20 protein-coding genes are annotated in these 18,239 nt (G+C 66.1%); 4 read left to right on the forward strand and 16 right to left on the reverse strand.

Features of this window, described 5'->3' with window-relative positions; genetic code table 11:
- Positions 1-3: 3 nt before the first annotated feature.
- The 10 genes from rplE to AC1RRP_RS16415 form a co-directional block, all read right to left on the reverse strand.
- A complete protein-coding gene (gene rplE / locus AC1RRP_RS16370) occupies positions 4-543 on the reverse strand; it encodes a 50S ribosomal protein L5 (RefSeq protein ID WP_057674012.1) in 540 nt (179 codons plus the stop codon).
- Between the two features lie 2 nt (positions 544-545).
- Positions 546-866, reverse strand: coding sequence for a 50S ribosomal protein L24 (gene rplX, locus AC1RRP_RS16375; RefSeq protein ID WP_493038021.1), 321 nt, complete (start codon positions 864-866; stop codon positions 546-548).
- Between the two features lie 10 nt (positions 867-876).
- The gene (gene rplN / locus AC1RRP_RS16380; protein ID WP_174253436.1) at positions 877-1,245 is read right to left on the reverse strand and encodes a 50S ribosomal protein L14; all 369 of its coding nucleotides are present in this window, start codon (positions 1,243-1,245) and stop codon (positions 877-879) included.
- Positions 1,246-1,409: 164 nt separating this feature from the next.
- Complete coding sequence (locus tag AC1RRP_RS16385) at positions 1,410-2,993, reverse strand: glycerol-3-phosphate dehydrogenase/oxidase (protein ID WP_493038024.1); 1,584 nt, start codon at positions 2,991-2,993, stop codon at positions 1,410-1,412.
- Positions 2,994-3,076: 83 nt separating this feature from the next.
- Positions 3,077-4,810 carry an ABC transporter substrate-binding protein gene (locus AC1RRP_RS16390; RefSeq protein ID WP_493038026.1) on the reverse strand — a complete coding sequence of 578 codons (1,734 nt, stop codon included), beginning with the start codon at positions 4,808-4,810 and terminating at the stop codon, positions 3,077-3,079.
- Positions 4,811-4,930: 120 nt separating this feature from the next.
- Complete coding sequence (locus AC1RRP_RS16395; RefSeq protein ID WP_493038028.1) at positions 4,931-5,239, reverse strand: DUF2160 domain-containing protein; 309 nt, start codon at positions 5,237-5,239, stop codon at positions 4,931-4,933.
- Positions 5,239-6,051 carry a carbohydrate ABC transporter permease gene (locus AC1RRP_RS16400; RefSeq protein WP_493038030.1) on the reverse strand — a complete coding sequence of 271 codons (813 nt, stop codon included), beginning with the start codon at positions 6,049-6,051 and terminating at the stop codon, positions 5,239-5,241. Before AC1RRP_RS16400 ends, AC1RRP_RS16395 begins: the two co-directional genes overlap by 1 nt.
- A gap of 75 nt (positions 6,052-6,126) precedes the next feature.
- Positions 6,127-7,008: a carbohydrate ABC transporter permease gene (locus AC1RRP_RS16405; protein WP_493038032.1), complete on the reverse strand. Its 882-nt coding sequence runs from the start codon at positions 7,006-7,008 to the stop codon at positions 6,127-6,129.
- Positions 7,005-8,048, reverse strand: a complete 1,044-nt coding sequence (locus AC1RRP_RS16410; protein ID WP_493038034.1) for an ABC transporter ATP-binding protein — start codon at positions 8,046-8,048, stop codon at positions 7,005-7,007. Before AC1RRP_RS16410 ends, AC1RRP_RS16405 begins: the two co-directional genes overlap by 4 nt.
- Positions 8,048-9,121: an ABC transporter ATP-binding protein gene (locus tag AC1RRP_RS16415; RefSeq protein WP_493038036.1), complete on the reverse strand. Its 1,074-nt coding sequence runs from the start codon at positions 9,119-9,121 to the stop codon at positions 8,048-8,050. Before AC1RRP_RS16415 ends, AC1RRP_RS16410 begins: the two co-directional genes overlap by 1 nt.
- A 194-nt stretch (positions 9,122-9,315) precedes the next feature.
- Between AC1RRP_RS16415 and AC1RRP_RS16420 the strand changes: the two genes are divergently transcribed.
- The 3 genes from AC1RRP_RS16420 to proC all read left to right on the forward strand — a co-directional run bounded on the left by AC1RRP_RS16420 (position 9,316) and on the right by proC (position 12,519).
- Positions 9,316-10,080 carry a DeoR/GlpR family DNA-binding transcription regulator gene (locus tag AC1RRP_RS16420; protein WP_493038038.1) on the forward strand — a complete coding sequence of 255 codons (765 nt, stop codon included), beginning with the start codon at positions 9,316-9,318 and terminating at the stop codon, positions 10,078-10,080.
- A 38-nt stretch (positions 10,081-10,118) separates the two neighbouring features.
- Positions 10,119-11,612, forward strand: coding sequence for a glycerol kinase GlpK (gene glpK, locus AC1RRP_RS16425; protein ID WP_493038040.1), 1,494 nt, complete (start codon positions 10,119-10,121; stop codon positions 11,610-11,612).
- 91 nt (positions 11,613-11,703) lie between these two features.
- Positions 11,704-12,519, forward strand: coding sequence for a pyrroline-5-carboxylate reductase (gene proC / locus AC1RRP_RS16430; RefSeq protein ID WP_493038042.1), 816 nt, complete (start codon positions 11,704-11,706; stop codon positions 12,517-12,519).
- A 6-nt stretch (positions 12,520-12,525) separates the two neighbouring features.
- Here the strand turns inward: proC and ubiA are convergent, their stop codons facing one another.
- The 6 genes from ubiA to AC1RRP_RS16460 form a co-directional block, all read right to left on the reverse strand.
- Entirely contained in the window at positions 12,526-13,386 is an 861-nt protein-coding gene (gene ubiA, locus AC1RRP_RS16435; protein WP_493038044.1) for a 4-hydroxybenzoate octaprenyltransferase, read from the reverse strand.
- Positions 13,386-14,282, reverse strand: coding sequence for a Dyp-type peroxidase (locus tag AC1RRP_RS16440; RefSeq protein ID WP_493038046.1), 897 nt, complete (start codon positions 14,280-14,282; stop codon positions 13,386-13,388). Before AC1RRP_RS16440 ends, ubiA begins: the two co-directional genes overlap by 1 nt.
- A gap of 21 nt (positions 14,283-14,303) precedes the next feature.
- On the reverse strand, positions 14,304-15,263 hold the full coding sequence (locus tag AC1RRP_RS16445) for a LysR substrate-binding domain-containing protein (protein ID WP_493038048.1): 960 nt from the start codon (positions 15,261-15,263) through the stop codon (positions 14,304-14,306).
- Positions 15,264-15,305: 42 nt separating this feature from the next.
- Positions 15,306-15,869 (reverse strand): hypothetical protein, encoded by a 564-nt coding sequence (locus tag AC1RRP_RS16450; RefSeq protein WP_493038050.1) that lies wholly within the window; start codon positions 15,867-15,869, stop codon positions 15,306-15,308.
- A gap of 188 nt (positions 15,870-16,057) precedes the next feature.
- The gene (locus tag AC1RRP_RS16455) at positions 16,058-16,249 is read right to left on the reverse strand and encodes a YgaP family membrane protein (RefSeq protein WP_493038052.1); all 192 of its coding nucleotides are present in this window, start codon (positions 16,247-16,249) and stop codon (positions 16,058-16,060) included.
- 96 nt (positions 16,250-16,345) lie between these two features.
- Positions 16,346-17,002 (reverse strand): Crp/Fnr family transcriptional regulator, encoded by a 657-nt coding sequence (locus AC1RRP_RS16460; RefSeq protein ID WP_493038054.1) that lies wholly within the window; start codon positions 17,000-17,002, stop codon positions 16,346-16,348.
- Positions 17,003-17,114: 112 nt separating this feature from the next.
- Between AC1RRP_RS16460 and AC1RRP_RS16465 the strand changes: the two genes are divergently transcribed.
- A complete protein-coding gene (locus tag AC1RRP_RS16465) occupies positions 17,115-18,236 on the forward strand; it encodes an NADH:flavin oxidoreductase/NADH oxidase (RefSeq protein WP_493038056.1) in 1,122 nt (373 codons plus the stop codon).
- The last annotated feature ends 3 nt before the right edge of the window (positions 18,237-18,239 follow it).

Raw genomic sequence — 18,239 nt, forward strand, 5'->3', positions numbered from 1 at the left:
ACCTCAGTTCTTGAAGGGGAATTTGAAGCCGGCGAGCAGTGCCTTGCACTCTTCGTCCGTCCGCGCCGTCGTCGTGATGCTGATGTTCAGACCACGCAGGGCATCCACCTTGTCGTATTCGATTTCGGGGAAAATGATCTGCTCTTTGACGCCGATGTTGTAGTTGCCGCGACCATCGAAGGCACGACCCGAGATACCACGGAAGTCACGCACACGGGGCAGGGCCACGGTGACGAAACGGTCCAGGAACTCATACATCTGGACGCCACGCAGGGTCACCATGCAACCGATGGCCTGGCCTTCGCGGATCTTGAAGCCGGCGATGGCCTTCTTGGCCTTGGTCACGACCGGCTTCTGGCCGGCGATCTTGGTCAGGTCGCCCACGGCGTTGTCCATGACCTTCTTGTCGGCGACGGCCTCGCTCACACCCATGTTCAGGGTGATCTTGGTCAGGCGCGGCACCTGCATGGGCGACTTGTAGCCGAACTTGGCGGTCAACTCAGGGACCACCTTCTCGCGATAGTGTTGTTGCAGACGTGCCATGTTTATGCCACCTTGATTTCTTCGCCGCTGGACTTGTAAACGCGAACGCGTTTGCCGTCAGCCAGCAGCTTGATGCCGACGCGGTCGGCCTTGCCGGTCGCCGCATTGAAAATGGCCACATTGGACTGGTGGATGGGCATGGACTTCTCCACGATGCCGCCGGTCGTACCCTTCATGGGGTTGGGCTTGGTGTGCTTCTTCACCGTGTTCACGCCCTCGACCAACACATGCGTGTCGTCCTTGCGCAGCGCGATCTTGCCGCGCTTGCCTTTGTCGCGCCCGGTGAGGACGATGACTTCGTCGCCTTTGCGAATCTTGTTCATGGCCGTGTCCTTAGAGAACTTCAGGAGCCAGGGACACGATCTTCATGAACTTCTCGGTACGCAGTTCGCGCGTGACCGGGCCGAAGATGCGGGTGCCGATGGGCTCCAGCTTGTTGTTGAGCAGCACGGCGGCATTGCCGTCGAACTTGACCAGGGAGCCATCGCCACGGCGGATGCCCTTGGCGGTGCGGACCACCACAGCGCTGTAAACCTCGCCTTTTTTGACGCGGCCACGCGGAGCGGCTTCCTTGATGCTCACCTTGATGACGTCGCCAACGCTGGCGTAACGACGCTTGGAACCGCCGAGCACCTTGATGCACAAAACGGACTTCGCGCCGGTGTTGTCGGCGACTTCTAACCGAGATTCAGTCTGGATCATTTCAATATTCCCAACTTGCACCGAGAGGCACTGCCACGCAGCACACAACCGATCAGTCTTGGGCCCGTCGTCCCCGGCATGAACCACTCACACCGCTTTCGCTGGGCAGAAACTTCAGCTTTTTCAAGCGAAGCCCGCAATTGTGCCAAACAATTGGCGGGGCGTCAAGCGCCTTGTTCCGACGGCCAGCTCAAATAGCTCCGGGCCAGGCTCTGGAAATCGGCCAAGGCGGGGTCTCGCCCCGTCTCCTCGGCCAGGATGGCCGCCACCCGCGGCGCCAGTGATGCAGCCAGGGCGGCGTCCAGAAAAAGCAGCCTTGAACGTCGGGCAAGGACATCCTGAACAGTTAGCGCATACTCATATCTCGCCGCAAAGCGCACCATGGCCTCGTCCAGGCCCGGCGCAAGTGCCTGCCCAGCCCCCGGCAGGGTCTGGAGCAGGGCTTGTTCGCTGCCATATATATGAGGGCCTGCCTCGGCAGAGATGGCCGGACTTGGGGTGCTCCCCACCTGCTCCGCCCCGACCAATTTGAGTTGCTCACTCACCCCGGCCGGCTTTTCAGGCAGCAGCCCGGCCTGGAAACACCGCGCCAGCACATCCTCGGCCATGGCGCGGTAGGTGGTCCATTTGCCGCCGGTCACCGTAACCAGGCCCGTAGCGCTGACCAGTACCGTGTGTTCGCGGCTCAGGCTGCCGGTGTCGGCATCCTCGTCGCCCGCCGGCCGGACCAGGGGTCGCAGGCCGACCCAGATGCTCCTGACATCGGCACGGGTCGGCGCGCGCGCCAGGTAACGCGCCGCCTCGCCCAGGATGAAATCGAGCTCGGCGCGCAAAGGCCGTGGTTCACGCGGCAGATCGCTGCGCGGTGTGTCGGTGGTGCCCAGCAACAGCTTGCCCAGCCAGGGTACGGCAAACAGCACACGGCCGTCGGCCGTCTTCGGAACCAGCAGTGCATGTTCACCCGGGAGGAAATCCCGATCCACCACCACGTGCACGCCCTGGCTGGGCGCCACCACCGGGCCGACGCTGCGGCCTTGGGCCGCGCCGTCGATTTGGCGCAGCGCGTCCACCCAGACCCCGGTGGCGTTGACCACGCAACGCGCGCGCACCGCATAGGCCTGCCCGCTGAAATGGTCCTCACAGTGCAGGCCCGTCACGCGGCCCCCTTCGTGTGTCAATTGCTTCACCGCGCAGTAATTCAGCACCAGCGCGCCCTCGCGGGCCGCCGTGCGCGCGAGGGCCAGGGCCAGGCGGGCATCGTCAAACTGGCCGTCCCAGTACTGGACGCCGCCGCACAGGCCCGCGGGCTGCAGATTGGGCAAGGCCGCCAGGGTGCGGGTGCGGCCCATGAAGCTCGTCGCCCCCAGACCGGCGCGCCCGGCCAGCAAGTCATAGAGCTTGAGGCCGATGCCATAAAAAGGTGTCTGCCACCAGGCATAGGAAGGCATGACAAACGACAGCCGGGAGGCCAGGTGCGGCGCGTTGCGCAGCACAGTGCCGCGCTCGTGCAAGGCTTCGCGCACCAGCGCGATATTGCCCTGGGCCAGGTAACGCACGCCACCGTGCAACAGTTTGGTCGAACGCGAGGAAGTGCCACTGGCAAAGTCGTGTGATTCCAGCAGCACGACCGACAGGCCCCGCGCCGCGGCATCCAGCGCCACGCCCAGGCCGGTGGCGCCGCCGCCCACGACAGCCAGGTCCCAGGTACGGGGCTCGGTCAGGCGGGCCATCAGTTGTGGACGATTCATGGATCAGCGAAAAATCTTGAGGGAGGGACGACCGGGCGCACGCAAGTTTCGCGCCGCGACCGGTCGCCCCGGACTTCCCGGTTTTACCGCACCCGTCCTGCCTTCCAGGCATTCAGCAGGGTATCGTAGGCAATGGTCTCGCCCTTGGGCTTCTCATTGGCCAGCTTCTTCCAAGGTGCGCTCTTGTCGGAGAGCCACTTGTTCGGGTCTTCCTTTTTGTTGAGCTTGGGCGCACAGCGCGCCATGCCGGCACGCTCCAGACGGGCCATCACCTGGTCCATCTCTTCGGCCAGGTTGTCCATCGCGGCCTGCGGGGTCTTCTCGCCCGTCACGGCCACGGCAACGTTCTTCCACCAGAGCTGGGCCAGCTTGGGGTAGTCGGGCACGTTGGTGCCGGTCGGCGTCCAGGCCACGCGCGCGGGGCTGCGGTAGAACTCGACCAGGCCACCGAGCTTGGGGGCGAGGTCGGTCATGGCCTTGCTCTGGATGTCGGATTCGCGGATCGGCGTCAGGCCCACGAGGGTCTTCTTGAGCGACGTGGTCTTGGCCGTCACGAACTGGGCATACAGCCAGGCGGCAGCCGTCTTGTTCGCGTCATGCGCTTCGAAGAAGGTCCACGAGCCCACGTCCTGGTAGCCATTCTGCATGCCCTGCTTCCAGTACGGTCCGTTGGGGCCGGGGGCCATGCGCCACTTGGGCGTGCCGTCGGCATTGACCACCGGCAGGCCGGGCTTGGTCATGTCGGCGGTGAAAGCCGTGTACCAGAAGATCTGCTGCGCGATCTGGCCCTGGGCGGGCACCGGGCCGGCTTCACCGAAGGTCATGCCAGTGGCTTCTTTCGGTGCGTACTTCTTCATCCAGTCCACGTACTTGGTCAACGCGTAGACGGCGGCCGGCGAGTTGGTGGCGCCGCCGCGCGAAACACTGGCCCCCTGCGGGTTGCAGCCGTCGGCCGAGGCGCGGATGCCCCATTCATCGACCGGGCGGCCATTGGGGATGCCGATGTCGGCGGTGCCGGCCATGGACAGCCAGGCGTCGGTGAAGCGCCAGCCCAGCGACGGGTCCTTCTTGCCGTAGTCCATGTGGCCGTAGATCGGCTTGCCATCGATGGTCTTCACGTCGTTGGAGAAAAACTCGGCGATGTCCTCGTAGGCGCTCCAGTTCAGCGGCACGCCCAGGTCATACCCGAACTTGGCCTTGAACTTGGCCTTCAGGTCCTGGCGCGCGAACAGGTCGGCGCGGAACCAGTACAGGTTGGCGAACTGCTGGTCGGGCAGCTGGTAGAGCTTCTTGTCGGGCGCCGTCGTGAAGCTGGTGCCGATGAAGTCCTTGATGTCCAGCCCCGGGTTGGTCCACTCCTTGCCCTTGCCGGCCATATAGTCGGTCAGGTTCATGATCTTGCCGTAGCGGTAGTGGGTACCGATCAGGTCGGAGTCGCTGATCCAGCCGTCGTAGATCGACTTGCCGGACTGCATGGAGGTCTGCAGTTTCTCGACCACGTCGCCTTCCTGGATCAGGTCGTGCTTGACCTTGATGCCGGTGATCTCCTCGAAGGCCTTGGCCAGAGTCTTGGACTCGTATTCGTGCGTGGTGATCGTCTCCGACACCACCGAGATCTCCCTCACCCCCTTGGCTTGCAGCTTCTTGGCCGCCTCGATGAACCATTTCATCTCGGCCATCTGCTGGTCCTTGTTCAGCGTGGACGGCTGGAACTCGCTGTCTATCCACTTCTTCGCTTCCGGTTCACCGGCCCAGGCCGCCTGGCCTGCCACCAGCGCCGCCGCCGCGAACGCTATCAAACCGTATCTGACTTTCATCGGGATCTCCTCAATATCGGCTCCCCTGAACCGGGAATCCGGCCTGGGGAGCTTGCGGCCGTATTCCCTTGCGTCTTGGTGCTGACGCGGTCTGAGCGGTGAGGCGCGTCGGTGGCGTCCTCACCCTTTCCTGATGATCAGCGCCAGCAGCAACATGGAAGCGCCGAACGAAATCCATACGGAGGGCTCCTGCTCCAACGCGAGCCAGAGCATCAGCCGCTCGCTCACGCCCACGAAAGCGAGATTCAGGTAGGCCGCGCACAGCAGGCCGATGAAGAGGCGGTCACCGCGTGTGGTCTCGATCGGCAGCCAGCCGCGACGCGGCGTAGTGGGAGACTTGAGCTCCCACACCGTCATGCCGATCAGCATCAGCACGATGCAACAGAAGAACACCGCGACCGGCAGCGTCCAGGCCATCCACTCGAACATCAGACTCTCCCCATGGCAAAGCCCTTGGCGATGTAGTGCCGCACGAACCAGATCACGATGGCGCCCGGCACGATGGTCAGCACACCGGCAGCAGCAAGCACCCCCCAATCCATGCCGGAGGCGCTGACCGTGCGCGTCATCGTCGCGACGATGGGCTTGGCGTTCACGCTGGTCAGCGTGCGCGCCATCAGCAGTTCCACCCAGCTGAACATGAAGCAGAAAAAGGCCGCCACGCCCACCCCGGCCTTGATGAGCGGGATGAAGATGGTGAGAAAGAAGCGCGGGAAGGAATAGCCGTCGATGTAGGCGGTTTCGTCAATCTCGCGCGGGATGCCGCTCATGAAACCTTCCAGGATCCAGACCGCCAGCGGCACGTTGAACAGCAGGTGGGCGAGCGCCACCGCGATGTGCGTGTCCATCAGCCCCAGCGTGGTGTAGAGCTGGAAGAAGGGCAGCAGGAACACCGCGGGCGGCGTCATGCGGTTGGTCAGCAGCCAGAAGAAGACGTGCTTGTCGCCGAGGAAGCTGTAGCGGCTGAAGGCATAGGCCGCGGGCAACGCCACCACGAGCGAGATCACCGTGTTGATGGCCACGTAGATCAGCGAGTTGATGTAGCCCGAGTACCAGCTCTCGTCGGTGAAGATGGTCCGGTAGTGCTCCCAGGTGAAGTTCTGCGGGAACAGGCTGAAGGTAGAGAGGATCTCCGTGTTCGTCTTGAACGACATGTTGACCATCCAGTACACCGGCAGGATGGCGAACAGCAGGTAGGCGATCAGGAAGATCGTGCGCTTGCGGAAACGGCGTTCATCCATGGCGGCTCCCGCACGGCCGCCCGAAGGGAGCTGCCGGCCCCCTCGGGGGGCAGTGAACGAAGTGAACGTGGGGGCTCATTGACCAGCCTCCGTTTTAGATTGCGTGCCCACGCGCTGCATCCAGTTGTAGAGGATGAAGCACAACAGCAGGATGATCAGAAAATAGATCAACGAGAAAGCCGCAGCCGGGCCGAGGTCGAACTGGCCGACCGCCTTCTGCGTCAGGTATTGGCTCAGGAAGGTAGTGGCATTGCCCGGCCCGCCGCCGGTGAGCACGAAGGGCTCGGTATAGATCATGAAGCTGTCCATGAAGCGCAGCAGCACGGCGATCATCAGCACGCCGCGCAGCTTGGGGAGCTGGATGTAGCGGAACACCGCGAACTTGCTGGCGCCATCAATACGCGCCGCCTGGTAGTAGGCATCGGGGATGGCGCGCAGGCCGGCAAAGCACAGCAGCGCGACCAGCGGCGTCCAGTGCCACACATCCATCACCAGCACCGTGAGCCAGGCGTCGGTGGCATTGCCGGTGTAGCTGTAGTCGACGCCCAGCCCTGCGAGCGCTGCGCCCAGCAGGCCGATGTCGGTGCGGCCATAGATCTGCCAGATGGTGCCCACCACGTTCCAGGGGATCAGCAGCGAGATGGCCACCAGCACCAGCACCGCCGATGACTTCCAGCCCTGGGCCGGCATGGACAGCGCCAGCGCGATGCCCAGCGGAATCTCCACCAACAGCACCGAGAGCGAGAAGCCAATCTGGCGCAGCAGCGCGCCCTGCAAGTCATCGTCGCGCATCACGGCCTTGAACCATTCGGTACCGACGAACACCCGGCGCTCGGGCGAGATGATGTCTTGCACCGAGTAGTTCACCACCGTCATCAGCGGCAGGACAGCCGAGAAGGCCACGCACAGCACCACCGGCAGGATCAGGAACCACGCTTTCTGATTGATCGGCTTCATGCTGCAGCTACTCCTTCGATCAGCTCTTCGTTCTTGTAGAAGCAGGTGTGCGTGCCCATCAGGCCCAGCCAGGTGGTCACGCCGACGGCCGGCGGCGTGAGATCAGGGCTCACGCGGGCACGGATCACGCTATCGCCCGCTCTGGCCGTCAACAGCCAGTAGGTGCCCACGTCCTGCCGCTGCGTCACGGTAGCGGCCACGGCACCGGTACTGTGGGCCGCTGCCAGCGTTACGTACTCGGGTCGCACACCCAGCAGCGTGGCACCCGCGGGCGCACCGGGAACGATGCCTGCCGGCAGGAAGTTCATGCCGGGCGAGCCGATGAAGTGCCCGACGAAGGTGTGCTGCGGTCGCTCGAACAGCTGGTCGGCCGAGCCGACCTGCACTGCGCGGCCACGCGTCATCACCACCACCTCTTCGGCGAAGGTCAGGGCTTCCACCTGGTCATGCGTCACATAGATCAGCGTGAGCTTCAGTTCGTGGTGGATCTGTTTGAGCTTGCGCCGCAGCTGCCATTTCAGGTGCGGGTCGATCACGGTCAGCGGCTCGTCGAACAGCACGGCGCTCACATCCTCGCGCACGAGGCCGCGACCCAGGCTGATCTTCTGCTTGGCGTCGGCGGCCAGGCCAGCGGCGCGCACGTCCAGCTGGCCGCTCATCTCCAGCATTTCGGCGATGGTGCCGACACGCTGTTTGATCTTCTCGGGTGCAATGCCGCGGTTCTTCAGCGGGAAAGCCAGGTTCTCGGCCACCGTCATCGTGTCGTAGATCACGGGAAACTGGAACACCTGGGCGATGTTGCGCTGCTGCGGCGACTTGCGGGTAACGTCTTCGCCGTCGAACTTCACCGTGCCTTGCGAAGGCGTGACGAGACCCGACACGATGTTGAGCAAAGTGGTCTTGCCGCAACCCGAGGGGCCGAGCAAGGCGTAGGCGCCGCCATCGCGGAAACTCATCTTCAGGGGCAGCAGCGCGTAGTCCTCATCCTTCTGCGGATTCGGGCGGTACGCGTGCGCCAGGTCGAGGTCGATACGTGACATCAGGCCACCCCCTCTTTCGATGGCGCTACCAGCAAAGCGCCGGCCGAATCGAAAACATGCACATGTGCCGGGTTCAGATACAGCGTGATGGATGCCCCCAGCTCGAAGAAGTGCACGCCGGTAAGTTGCGCGACGAGTTCGCCCACGCCGGTTTCGACGTGCACGAAGGTGTCGGAGCCCGAGATCTCGGCCAGTTCCACCTTGCCGGGCAAAGCCACATCGCCCGGGCGTTGGGCCACACGCAAGGCGCTGGCACGCACACCGATCGTCAGCGCCTGGGTGTGCGCCTGCGGCAGCGGCACCGAGAGCTGCACGTTCGCGGGCAGGGTGACGCCGATGCTCGCAGCGACCCCTTCGATCAGGTTCATCGGCGGGTCGCTGAAGGCCCGGGCGACGCGTATGGACTTGGGCCGGTGGAACACCTCGGCCGTCGGCCCGTACTGCAGCAGCTCGCCGGCGTCGAGCACCGCGGTGTAGCCCCCCAGCAGCAGTGCTTCGGTAGGTTCGGTGGTGGCGTAAACGACGGTCGAGTCACCTGCGGCGAAAAGCTGGCTCAGCTCGTCCCGCAGTTCCTCGCGCAGTTTGTAGTCCAGGTTCACCAGCGGCTCGTCCAGCAGCATCAGGGGAGCAGCCTTGGCCAGGGCGCGGGCCAGGGCCACGCGTTGCTGCTGGCCGCCGGACAGCTCGGCCGGCAAGCGCTTCAGATAGGGCTCGATGTGCAGCTTGGCCGCCAGCTCGCGCACGCGGGCCTCGATGCCGTCCTCGCGCCGCAACTTGAGTGGCGAGGCGATGTTGTCGTAAACCGTCATCGACGGGTAGTTGATGAACTGCTGGTAGACCATGGCCACATTGCGTTCGCGCACCGGCACACCCGTGACGTCCAGCCCGTCCACGCGCACGGCGCCCTGGGTCGGCCGGTCCAGGCCCGCCATCACGCGCATCAAGCTGGTCTTACCCGCCTGGGTGGCGCCCAGCAGCACGGTCACGGCGCCGGGCTGCAGGTCGAGATCCAGAGGGTAGAGATGGGTGCTGGCCCCAACCACCTGGCCCACGCGATCCAGACTCAGATGCATGGTTGCCCCCAGGCGCAGTGCCGTGCAACAAGACCGCTTAGGGCCTGGAAAGAAGGGTACATGGCGTGGTTCATGCGTGTATTCTTTCGAATCTATTGTTTTTATGTTCGTTTTCTTTCGGTATTTTCCCTAATCAGGCCGCGCATTTGTTTGTTTATGGTCTACTCCCATCAGAACAAGAAGCCCGACGGAAGATGACCCCGAACCCACGCCAGACCCGCCTGCTTGAAGAAGTGCGCACCCACGGCTCCGCCTCCATCGAGGCCCTGGCCGAACAATTCCAGGTCACCTTGCAGACAGTGCGGCGCGATGTGCAGCGCCTGGCCGAGGCGGGCCTGCTGGCCCGCTTCCATGGCGGCGTGCGGCTGCCCAGCTCCACCACAGAGAACATCGCCTACCGCCAGCGCCAGGCCCTGCAGGCCGAAGGCAAGGCGCGCATCGCGCGCGCCATCGCGCAGCGCGTGCCCAACGGCTGCTCGCTGATCATGAACATCGGTACGACCATCGAGGCCGTGGCGCGCGAACTGGTGCGGCACCGGGGCCTGCGCGTCATCACCAACAACCTGCACGTGGCCTCCATCCTGATCGACAACCCGGACTGCGAAGTCATCATTGCCGGCGGCGTGGTGCGCGCGCTAGACCGCGGCATCGTGGGCGAGGCGACCGTGGAGTTCATCAAACAGTTCAAGGTGGACATCGGCCTGATCGGCATCAGCGGCATCGAGGCCGATGGCACGCTGCGCGACTACGATTACCGCGAGGTGAAGGTCGCCCGCACCATCATCGACCACTCGCGCGAGGTCTGGCTGGCGGCAGACCACAGCAAGTTCCACCGTCCCGCCATGGTGCAGCTGGCCCCGCTCAGCGATATCGACCGCGTCTTCACCGACGCTGCGCCACCCGAGCTGTTCACGCCCCTCATGGCTCAGGCCGGTGTGGAATGCGTGATCGCCGACTGAAAAGAGCGCCCACCGAACAACGACAAGGAGATACCGCCGTGGATTACCTGCTGGCCCTGGACCAGGGCACTTCCAGCTCGCGCAGCATCGTCTTTCGCCGCGACGGCAGCATCGCGGCCATGGCGCAGCGCGAGTTCCGCCAGATTTATCCGCAGCCCGGCTGGGTGGAGCACGATCCGATGGAGATTTGGCAGACCCAGCTGGAAACCGCGCGCGAGGTGCTGGGCAAGGCCGGGCTCGATGCACGGCAGATCAGGGCCATAGGCATCACCAACCAGCGCGAGACCACCGTGGTGTGGAACCGGCGCACGGGCCGGCCCATCTACAACGCCATCGTCTGGCAGGACCGGCGCGCCGAACCCAGCTGCGCCGAACTGCGTGCCCGCGGCCTGGAAGACACGATCATCGCCAAGACCGGCCTGCGCGTGGACGCCTACTTCTCGGGCACCAAGCTGCAATGGATCCTGGACCACGTGCCCGAGGCGCGCCAACAGGCCGAGCGCGGCGAGCTGGCCTTCGGCACCGTCGATGCCTGGCTCATCTGGCAGCTCACCGAAGGCCAGGTGCACGTGACAGACGTCAGCAACGCCTCGCGCACCATGCTCTTTAATGTGCACGAGAACCGCTGGGACGCCGAGCTGCTCGCCGCGCTGAACATCCCGCCCCGGCTCATGCCCGAGGTGCGACCCTCCAGCGCGGACTTCGGCCGCACCGTGCCCGCGCTGCTGGGCGCGTCCATTCCCATCGGTGGCGTCGCCGGTGACCAGCAGAGCGCCCTGTTCGGCCAGGCCTGCTTCACCGCCGGCCAGGCCAAGAACACCTACGGCACGGGCTGCTTCTTGCTCATGCACACGGGCACGCGCTTTCACACCAGCCACAACGGCCTGATCACCACCAGCGCAGCGCAGCCACGTGCCAAGCCCGAGTTCGCGCTCGAAGGCAGCGTCTTCATCGGCGGCGCCGTGGTGCAGTGGCTGCGCGATGGCCTGCACGCCATCCACAGCAGCGGCGAGGTGCAGAACCTGGCGCAGAGCGTGCCCGATGCCGGCGGCGTGATGTTCGTGCCCGCCTTCACGGGCTTGGGCGCGCCCTACTGGCAGCCCGATGCGCGCGGCGCCATCGTCGGCCTCACGCGCGGCACCACCATCGCCCACATCGCGCGCGCCGCACTCGAAAGCATCGCCTTCCAGAGCGCCGCCCTGCTGCAGGCCATGAGCCGCGACGCGGTGGAGAACGGCGGCGTGCCGGTCAGCGAACTGCGTGTGGACGGCGGCGCCTGCGTCAACGACTTCCTCATGCAGTTCCAGGCCGACCTGCTGGGCATCCCGGTGCTGCGTCCCGCCGTGGTCGAGACCACGGCCCTGGGCGCGGCCTACCTGGCGGGCCTGAGCAGCGGCCTGTACGACAACCTGGAAGAGCTCTCGCGCCAGTGGCGCGTGGACCGCACCTTCGTGCCCACCCTGCCACGCGCACGCGCGCAGGAGTTGATGGAGCGTTGGGAGCACGCGGTGCGCCAGACCGTCGCCCACTGAACCTGCGGGCGGCGGCGCTGCGCAAGCTGCGACAATGCCCGAGGAATCTTCCCCTGTGCACCTGGCGGCCCGGCGGCCGCCCCGAGAACCCATGAACGATCGCATTGCATTCATCGGCGGCGGCAATATGGCCAGCGCCATCATCGGCGGCCTGATCAAGCAGGGTCGCCCGGCCGCCTCCATCGAGGTGGTGGAACCGTTTGCCGAGGCCCGGCTGGTCTTGAAGGACAAGTTCGGCATCGCGGCGCGCGAACAGGCCGGTGAGTTTCTCAAGGGTGTGACGCTGGTGGTCTGGGCCACCAAGCCGCAGACCTTCCGGGAAGCCACCCAACCGGTGCGCGCGCATGTGGCCGGCGCCTTGCACCTGAGCGTGGCCGCCGGCATCCCCAGCGACAGCATCGCGCGCTGGCTGGGCAGCGAGCGCATCGTGCGCAGCATGCCCAACACGCCGGCCCTCATCGGCCTGGGCATGACCGGCCTGTATGCGCGCGGCGGCGTTACCGCACAGGACCGCGCGCTGATCGAGAGCGTGACCGCCACCATGGGCGAATCGCTGTGGGTGGAGCGCGAGGCGCAGCTCGACGCCGTCACCGCACTTTCGGGCTCCGGTCCGGCCTATGTGTTCTATTTCCTGGAAGCCATGACCAGCGCCGGCACCGAGATGGGGCTCCCCGCCGAGCAGGCCTACAAGCTGGCCGTGGAAACCTTCCGCGGCGCCAGCGCGCTGGCCAAGGCGTCGAGCGAGCCGCCCGAGGTGCTGCGCCAGCGCGTCACGTCCAAGGGCGGCACCACCTATGCAGCCCTCACGTGCATGGACGAGAGCCAGCTGAAGGCGCTGTTCGGGAAAGCGTTGCACGCGGCCGAGCGGCGGGCGCGCGAACTCGGCGTCGAGTTCGGCAAAGACTGATTGGATTCAGCGCAGCGCGTAGCCGGCCAGGATGCCGGCAAACAGCGTGAAACCCAGCCAGTGGTTCAGGCGGAAGGCCTTGAAACAACCTTCGCGCGTGCGATCACGGATCAGGCGGTGGTGCCAGACCACCTGGGCGGTGGCGACCACCAGGGCCAGAAACCAGGCCCAGGGCGCGAGGCGCTCGACCAGCAGCGCGGTCCAGATCAGCAGCTGCACGACGTAGAAGGATGTCACGGCCACCACATCCCAGCGCCCCAGCGTGATGGCCGAGGTCTTCATGCCGATGCGCAGGTCGTCGTCGCGGTCGACCATGGCGTACTCGGTGTCGTAGGCCAGCACCCAGAACAGGTTGCCGATCAGCAGTCCCCAGGCCAGGGCCGGCACCTCGCCGCGCACCGCCGCAAAGGCCATGGGAATGCCGAAGCTGAAGGCCACGCCCAGCACGGCCTGCGGCATGGCGAAAAAGCGTTTTGCATACGGGTAGATGATGGCCACGGCCAGCGCGGCAAAAGACCAGGCTACCGCCACCGGATTGGTGGTCAGCACCAGGCCGAAGGCCAGCAAGGCCAGCACGGCGCCCAGCCACAGCGCCTCGCGCACCGAGAGCTCGCCGGCCGTCACCGGCCGCTGCGCGGTGCGTTTCACATGCTTGTCGAAGTCGCGGTCGGCCACGTCGTTGAGGCAGCAGCCCGCGCTGCGCATGAGGATGGTGCCGAGCACGAACACCGTCACGAGATGCCAGCCGGGAAAACCGCCCGCGGCCACCCACAGCGCACTCAGGGACGGCCAAAGCAGCAGCAACCAGCCCGCCGGGCGGCCCCAGCGGATCAGATCCAGATACAGCGAGAACTTGCGCGCGAACATCAGAGGCCGAGCTGTCGCAGATCCAGCCGGCCCTCGTGCACCGGCGGACACCAGAAGTAGGCCCCGTTGACGGGTTTGGAAAAGCGGAACAGCGCATCGACGATGCCATCCTCCACGCCCGCCATGCGCCGCATCTGGGCCTCGAAAGCATCGAAGCTGCGCCCGAAGGCCACGAACATCAGGCCGGCCTGGCGCGACTGCGCCCAGGGCATGGAGCGACGCAGCACGAAGGCCTCGGGCTCGAAGCTTTCCTGCGCCGTGCGCTTCACGTGGGCCGAAGCCGGGGCATCGTCCAGCTCCTCGTTGTCACTGTGCCGCCGCCCGACAGCCAGGTCCTGGCCGGGCTGGCCCAGTCGCTCGAAGGCATCGAAGTCGTGCACCCATTGCTGCACCACGGCCATGCTGCCGCCATCCAGCCCCACGCCGGCTGCGCTCACCAGGGCGGCCGCCTCGGCTTTGGCGCCCTCGGGGTTTTCGGTGCCGTCTTCGTAGCCGGTGAGGTCGCGGCCATGGCCGTTGGGGCCCTTGCCATGCCGGAACGCATCGATGACACGGTCCAGATGGAATGCCGGTGCGGCGAAATGCTCGAGCACGTGCGTCAACCGGACCAGATCACCACGATCGTCGCCGCGCAACCAGCAGCACAGGGCCGTGGGCGTGGCGGGCACTTCGGCGTCGGGGCCCGACAGGTCGGGCATTTCGCGCAGCCCCGGCACGGTGACGCCCAGCGCTGTCACCGTGGCGGCACCGAGCATGGCCACCACGCGCTCGCCGTCCGCCGTACCGGCCAGCCGGTGCAAGGCCGGGCGCAGCGCAACGGCATGCGCCAGCGAAAAAAACAGATAACGGCCCTGGGATGGGACCGGCTGCAGGATGCCAGCTTGTGCACTGCGCATGACCATCGATCTCGGGGGAAATTACGAAAGACGCTTGACGCCCGGCAGCTCGCAGGCATAGATGGCGTTGCGCAGCGAGGCGATGGCCTCGTAGCGCGTGAAGCTGCGCCGCCACACCAGCACCACACGGCGCGTCGGCGCCTCGCCGCCGAAGGGCAGGTACTTGATGAAGCCGTCCTCCTGGCCGTTGCCTTTGGTCTTGCCCTTGGGCAGCAGCGCCGACTTGGGGATGCTCAGGCGCGGCACCAGGGTCACGCCCATGCCCGCGGCCACCATGTGCTTGATGGTCTCCAGCGAAGAGCCTTCGAAGCTCTTGCGTATGCCCTCGGCGTTGCTGGAGAAACGCGCGAACTCGGGGCAGACCTCCAGCACGTGGTCGCGAAAGCAGTGGCCCGTGCCCAGCAGCAGCATGGTCTCGGCCTTGAGCTCGTCGTTGCTGATGCTGTCATTCCTGGCCAACGCGTGATTGGCGGGCACGGCGGCGTAAAACGGTTCGTCGTACAGCGGCGCCACCGCCAGGCCGGCATCCGGGAAGGGTTCGGCCAGGATGGCACAGTCGATCTCGCCGGTGCGCAGCATCTCCAGCAGCTTGACCGTGAAGTTCTCCTGCAGCATCAGCGGCATCTGCGGCGTGTGCGTGATCATCTGGCGCACCAGGTCAGGCAGCAGGTAGGGGCCGATGGTGTAGATCACGCCCAGCTTGAGCGGGCCCGACAACGGATCCTTGCCGCGCTTGGCGATCTCCTTGATGCTGGCGGCCTGCTCCAGCACGGCCTGTGCCTGGCGCACGATCTCCTCGCCCAGCGGCGTGACCGTCACCTCGTTGGCGCTGCGCTCGAAGAGCTTGACCTCCAGCTCCTCCTCGATCTTCTTCACCGCCACCGACAGCGTGGGCTGCGAGACGAAACACGCCTCGGCCGCGCGACCGAAATGCTTCTCGCGGGCCACGGCGACGATGTATTTAAGTTCGGTGAGCGTCATGATTGAATTGTGACATCCTGTGGCGAGTTGCGATAGCACTTCTCAAGGGCTTGTCACCCGCAGCTGCAGCAGGCGCGGGCGCTGCGTGGCCGCATCGCTGCGGTAGGTGCCGGGCGGCGTGCTGCTGCCGCTGCGCGCGATGGTCACCCATTGCCCCAGCGGGGCCTGCACCGTGGTGACCACCTCGCCGCGCTGCTGCGTCGGCAGGTCGGCACCGGGCCGGTTCTCGACACTGGCCGTCTGCACCTCGATGTCCACGCTGGCCGCCTGCTGGCCGCCCGGCCAGCGCGGCCGCACGACGAAGGTCTGCCCGGCCTGCAGCCAGGTCAGGCCCTGCTTCACGCCTGCCCCCGTCATGGGCCCGGCCGCGTTGACGGACTGCACCCACTGCATGGGAATGGTCTGGCCCCAGCTCAGTCGCGCCTGGCTGCCGTTGCGCACCTGGAGTTGCTGCGGCGCCATCAGCGGCGCCTGCGGGCGCGTGCCCACCACATAACCGGCGCCACCTTCTTCGATCTGGCGCAACTCCACCACCAGATCTCGTACCGGCAACACGGGCCGCGACACCGGCGCACCAGCTGGAGCCGGCTCCGGAGGAGCCGCCATCAGAACGGCAGGCGCGAAGCCCATACAAAGCAGCAGAAGGCAGGGATGGAATTTCATCGTTGAGGTCATTGTTCCATGTCCGCACCGCCTGCGCCAGACGGAGCCCACCCCCAAACGTCAAGAGGGCCTCAGCCCCCTTGACGTGTATCAAGCAGCCCGCCCGCCAGCGGCGGGGCCGCGAGCCCGTGTTATCGCTTGAGCGGGCAGGTGCTGATGCCCAGCAGCGTATACAGGGGGCACCAGCCCAGGGCCCCAGTCGCCAGCGGCACCACGCCGATCCAGCCCCAGACCCCCACCGTGCCGGTGGCCGCCAGGCCGATCAGCACCAGGCCGGCAACAACGCGCAGCATGCGGTCGATGTTTCCTTCGTTCGTTTTCATGAGGGTTCCTTTGTGATGGTGAAACGATGGTTCATTGGACGCCAAAGCCGTCCCGGCGTCTGTAACCTGCGTCACACAGGGCCCGCGCGCGCACTGTCAGGACGAGGCCGCGGAGGCGGCCAGCGCACGCAGGGCGGCGCTGTTGAGGATATGGATATGTTCACGCGCCAGCAGCACCCAGCCCTCGCGCTCGAAACGGCGCAGCAGGCGGGTGACCATCTCACGCACCGTACCCAGCTCGTCGGCCAGTGCCTGGTGCGTCAGGGCCAGATCCTGGCCACGCCCCAGCAGCGCGCGGGCCAGGCGCTGGTCCAGCTTGTGAAACGCGATCGCCTCGATCAGGCCGGTCAGGTCCGCCATGCGCTCCGCGAACAGCCCCAGCACCGCATCGCGAAAACGTGGCGTCTCCAGCCAGCGCCGGAAGGTCTCGGGGGGAATCAGCAGCAGGCGTGTGGGCCGCGTCGTCACACCCTGCGCCGACAGCGGCAAACCGCGGAACAGACAGGCGCTGGACACCAGGCAAAGCTCGCCGGGCACCACGCGGTACAACTCCAGGAAACGCCCTTCGCCCGAGCTGCGCGAGACCTTCACCTCACCCGACAGTACCAGAGGAAAACCCTGGCACGGCGCTCGCTCGTCGAACAGCATGACCCCGGCCGGCACCTCCAGCACCGAAGCACCGAGCGAGGTCAGCGTGGGCGTGACGTCACCCAGCGCGGGATAGAGCGTCACGGCTTCATTCAGGTCCTGCATGCATCACACCTTGTGGGTTCCCGCCATGGGTCTTTCGGTAGCGCCATATGCGCCGACCTGCCAATGCGGTCATCATGCCAAAATCTTCCACCCACTACCCACCCCCTCTGCCGTGAGCCTGCTCTTCTCCCCTTTTGATCTACCCGCCCCGCGCGGCCCCCTCCCCCTGCCCAACCGCATCGTCATCGCGCCCATGTGCCAGTACTCGGCCTTCGACGGCGCCGCGACCGACTGGCATCTCGCACACTGGGCCAGCCTGCTCAACAGCGGTGCCGGCCTCCTCACCATCGAGGCCACGGGCGTCACGCCCGACGGCCGCATCACCCCCCATTGCCTGGGCCTGTGGAACGAGCACACGGAACAGGCCCTGGGGGACACGCTGCAACGCGCGCGCAAGCTGGCACCACCCGTGCCGGTCTGCATCCAGCTCGCCCACGCCGGGCGCAAGGGCTCCAGCGCCGCGCCCTGGCATGGCGGCGGGCTGCTGAGCCCGGCCCGGGGCGGCTGGCTGCCGCTGGCGCCCTCGGCCCTGCCGCAGCTGCCCGACGAGCCGCCGCCCGCGGCCATGACGGCGGCCCAACTTGTGGAGGTGCGCGAAGCCTTCGTGGCGGCGGCTCAGCGGGCCGCGCGCATCGGCATCGATGCCATCGAACTGCATGCCGCGCATGGTTACCTGCTGCACCAGTTCCTCTCGCCCCTGTCCAACCAGCGCACAGACGCCTATGGCGGCTCCCTGGAGAACCGCATGCGTTACCCGCTGGAAGTGTTCGCTGCCGTGCGCGCCGTGTTCGACGGCCCGCTGGGTGTGCGCGTCTCGGCCACGGATTGGGTCGAAGGCGGCTGGGACGTGCAGCAGACGGCCGAGTTCTCGCGCCGGCTCAAGGCCCTGGGCTGCAACTTCATGCACGTCTCCACCGCCGGCGTCTCGCCGCAGCAGAAGATCACCCTGGGCCCCGGTTACCAGGTGCCTTATGCGCGCGAGGTCAGAAAAGCCTGCGGCCTGCCGACCACCGCCGTGGGCCTGATCACCGATCCGAAACAGGCTGAAGAGATTCTGCAGGCCGGCGACGCCGACCTGATCGCCATCGCCCGCGCCCTGCTCTACAAACCGCGCTGGCCCTGGGAGGCTGCCGTGGCCCTGGGCGGCCAGGTGCAGGCCAGCGAGCCTTACTGGCGCTGCCTGCCGCGCGAGGCGCAGGGCATCTTCGGGAACGTGCGGATCGGGATGCGCTAAGGC

The organism is Hylemonella sp. GW821-FHT12C09 (genome assembly GCF_058807395.1).

What these genes read in the sequence shown, in the direction of transcription:
- rplE (WP_057674012.1), bottom strand. Translation starts at nt 543, where the DNA reads ATGGCACGTCTGCAACAACACTATCGCGAGAAGGTGGTCCCTGAGTTG.
- rplX (WP_493038021.1), bottom strand. Translation starts at nt 866, where the DNA reads ATGAACAAGATTCGCAAAGGCGACGAAGTCATCGTCCTCACCGGGCGC.
- rplN (WP_174253436.1), bottom strand. Translation starts at nt 1,245, where the DNA reads ATGATCCAGACTGAATCTCGGTTAGAAGTCGCCGACAACACCGGCGCG.
- AC1RRP_RS16385 (WP_493038024.1), bottom strand. Translation starts at nt 2,993, where the DNA reads ATGAATCGTCCACAACTGATGGCCCGCCTGACCGAGCCCCGTACCTGG.
- AC1RRP_RS16390 (WP_493038026.1), bottom strand. Translation starts at nt 4,810, where the DNA reads ATGAAAGTCAGATACGGTTTGATAGCGTTCGCGGCGGCGGCGCTGGTG.
- AC1RRP_RS16395 (WP_493038028.1), bottom strand. Translation starts at nt 5,239, where the DNA reads ATGTTCGAGTGGATGGCCTGGACGCTGCCGGTCGCGGTGTTCTTCTGT.
- AC1RRP_RS16400 (WP_493038030.1), bottom strand. Translation starts at nt 6,051, where the DNA reads ATGGATGAACGCCGTTTCCGCAAGCGCACGATCTTCCTGATCGCCTAC.
- AC1RRP_RS16405 (WP_493038032.1), bottom strand. Translation starts at nt 7,008, where the DNA reads ATGAAGCCGATCAATCAGAAAGCGTGGTTCCTGATCCTGCCGGTGGTG.
- AC1RRP_RS16410 (WP_493038034.1), bottom strand. Translation starts at nt 8,048, where the DNA reads ATGTCACGTATCGACCTCGACCTGGCGCACGCGTACCGCCCGAATCCG.
- AC1RRP_RS16415 (WP_493038036.1), bottom strand. Translation starts at nt 9,121, where the DNA reads ATGCATCTGAGTCTGGATCGCGTGGGCCAGGTGGTTGGGGCCAGCACC.
- AC1RRP_RS16420 (WP_493038038.1), top strand. Translation starts at nt 9,316, where the DNA reads ATGACCCCGAACCCACGCCAGACCCGCCTGCTTGAAGAAGTGCGCACC.
- proC (WP_493038042.1), top strand. Translation starts at nt 11,704, where the DNA reads ATGAACGATCGCATTGCATTCATCGGCGGCGGCAATATGGCCAGCGCC.
- ubiA (WP_493038044.1), bottom strand. Translation starts at nt 13,386, where the DNA reads ATGTTCGCGCGCAAGTTCTCGCTGTATCTGGATCTGATCCGCTGGGGC.
- AC1RRP_RS16440 (WP_493038046.1), bottom strand. Translation starts at nt 14,282, where the DNA reads ATGCGCAGTGCACAAGCTGGCATCCTGCAGCCGGTCCCATCCCAGGGC.
- AC1RRP_RS16445 (WP_493038048.1), bottom strand. Translation starts at nt 15,263, where the DNA reads ATGACGCTCACCGAACTTAAATACATCGTCGCCGTGGCCCGCGAGAAG.
- AC1RRP_RS16450 (WP_493038050.1), bottom strand. Translation starts at nt 15,869, where the DNA reads ATGGCGGCTCCTCCGGAGCCGGCTCCAGCTGGTGCGCCGGTGTCGCGG.
- AC1RRP_RS16455 (WP_493038052.1), bottom strand. Translation starts at nt 16,249, where the DNA reads ATGAAAACGAACGAAGGAAACATCGACCGCATGCTGCGCGTTGTTGCC.
- AC1RRP_RS16460 (WP_493038054.1), bottom strand. Translation starts at nt 17,002, where the DNA reads ATGCAGGACCTGAATGAAGCCGTGACGCTCTATCCCGCGCTGGGTGAC.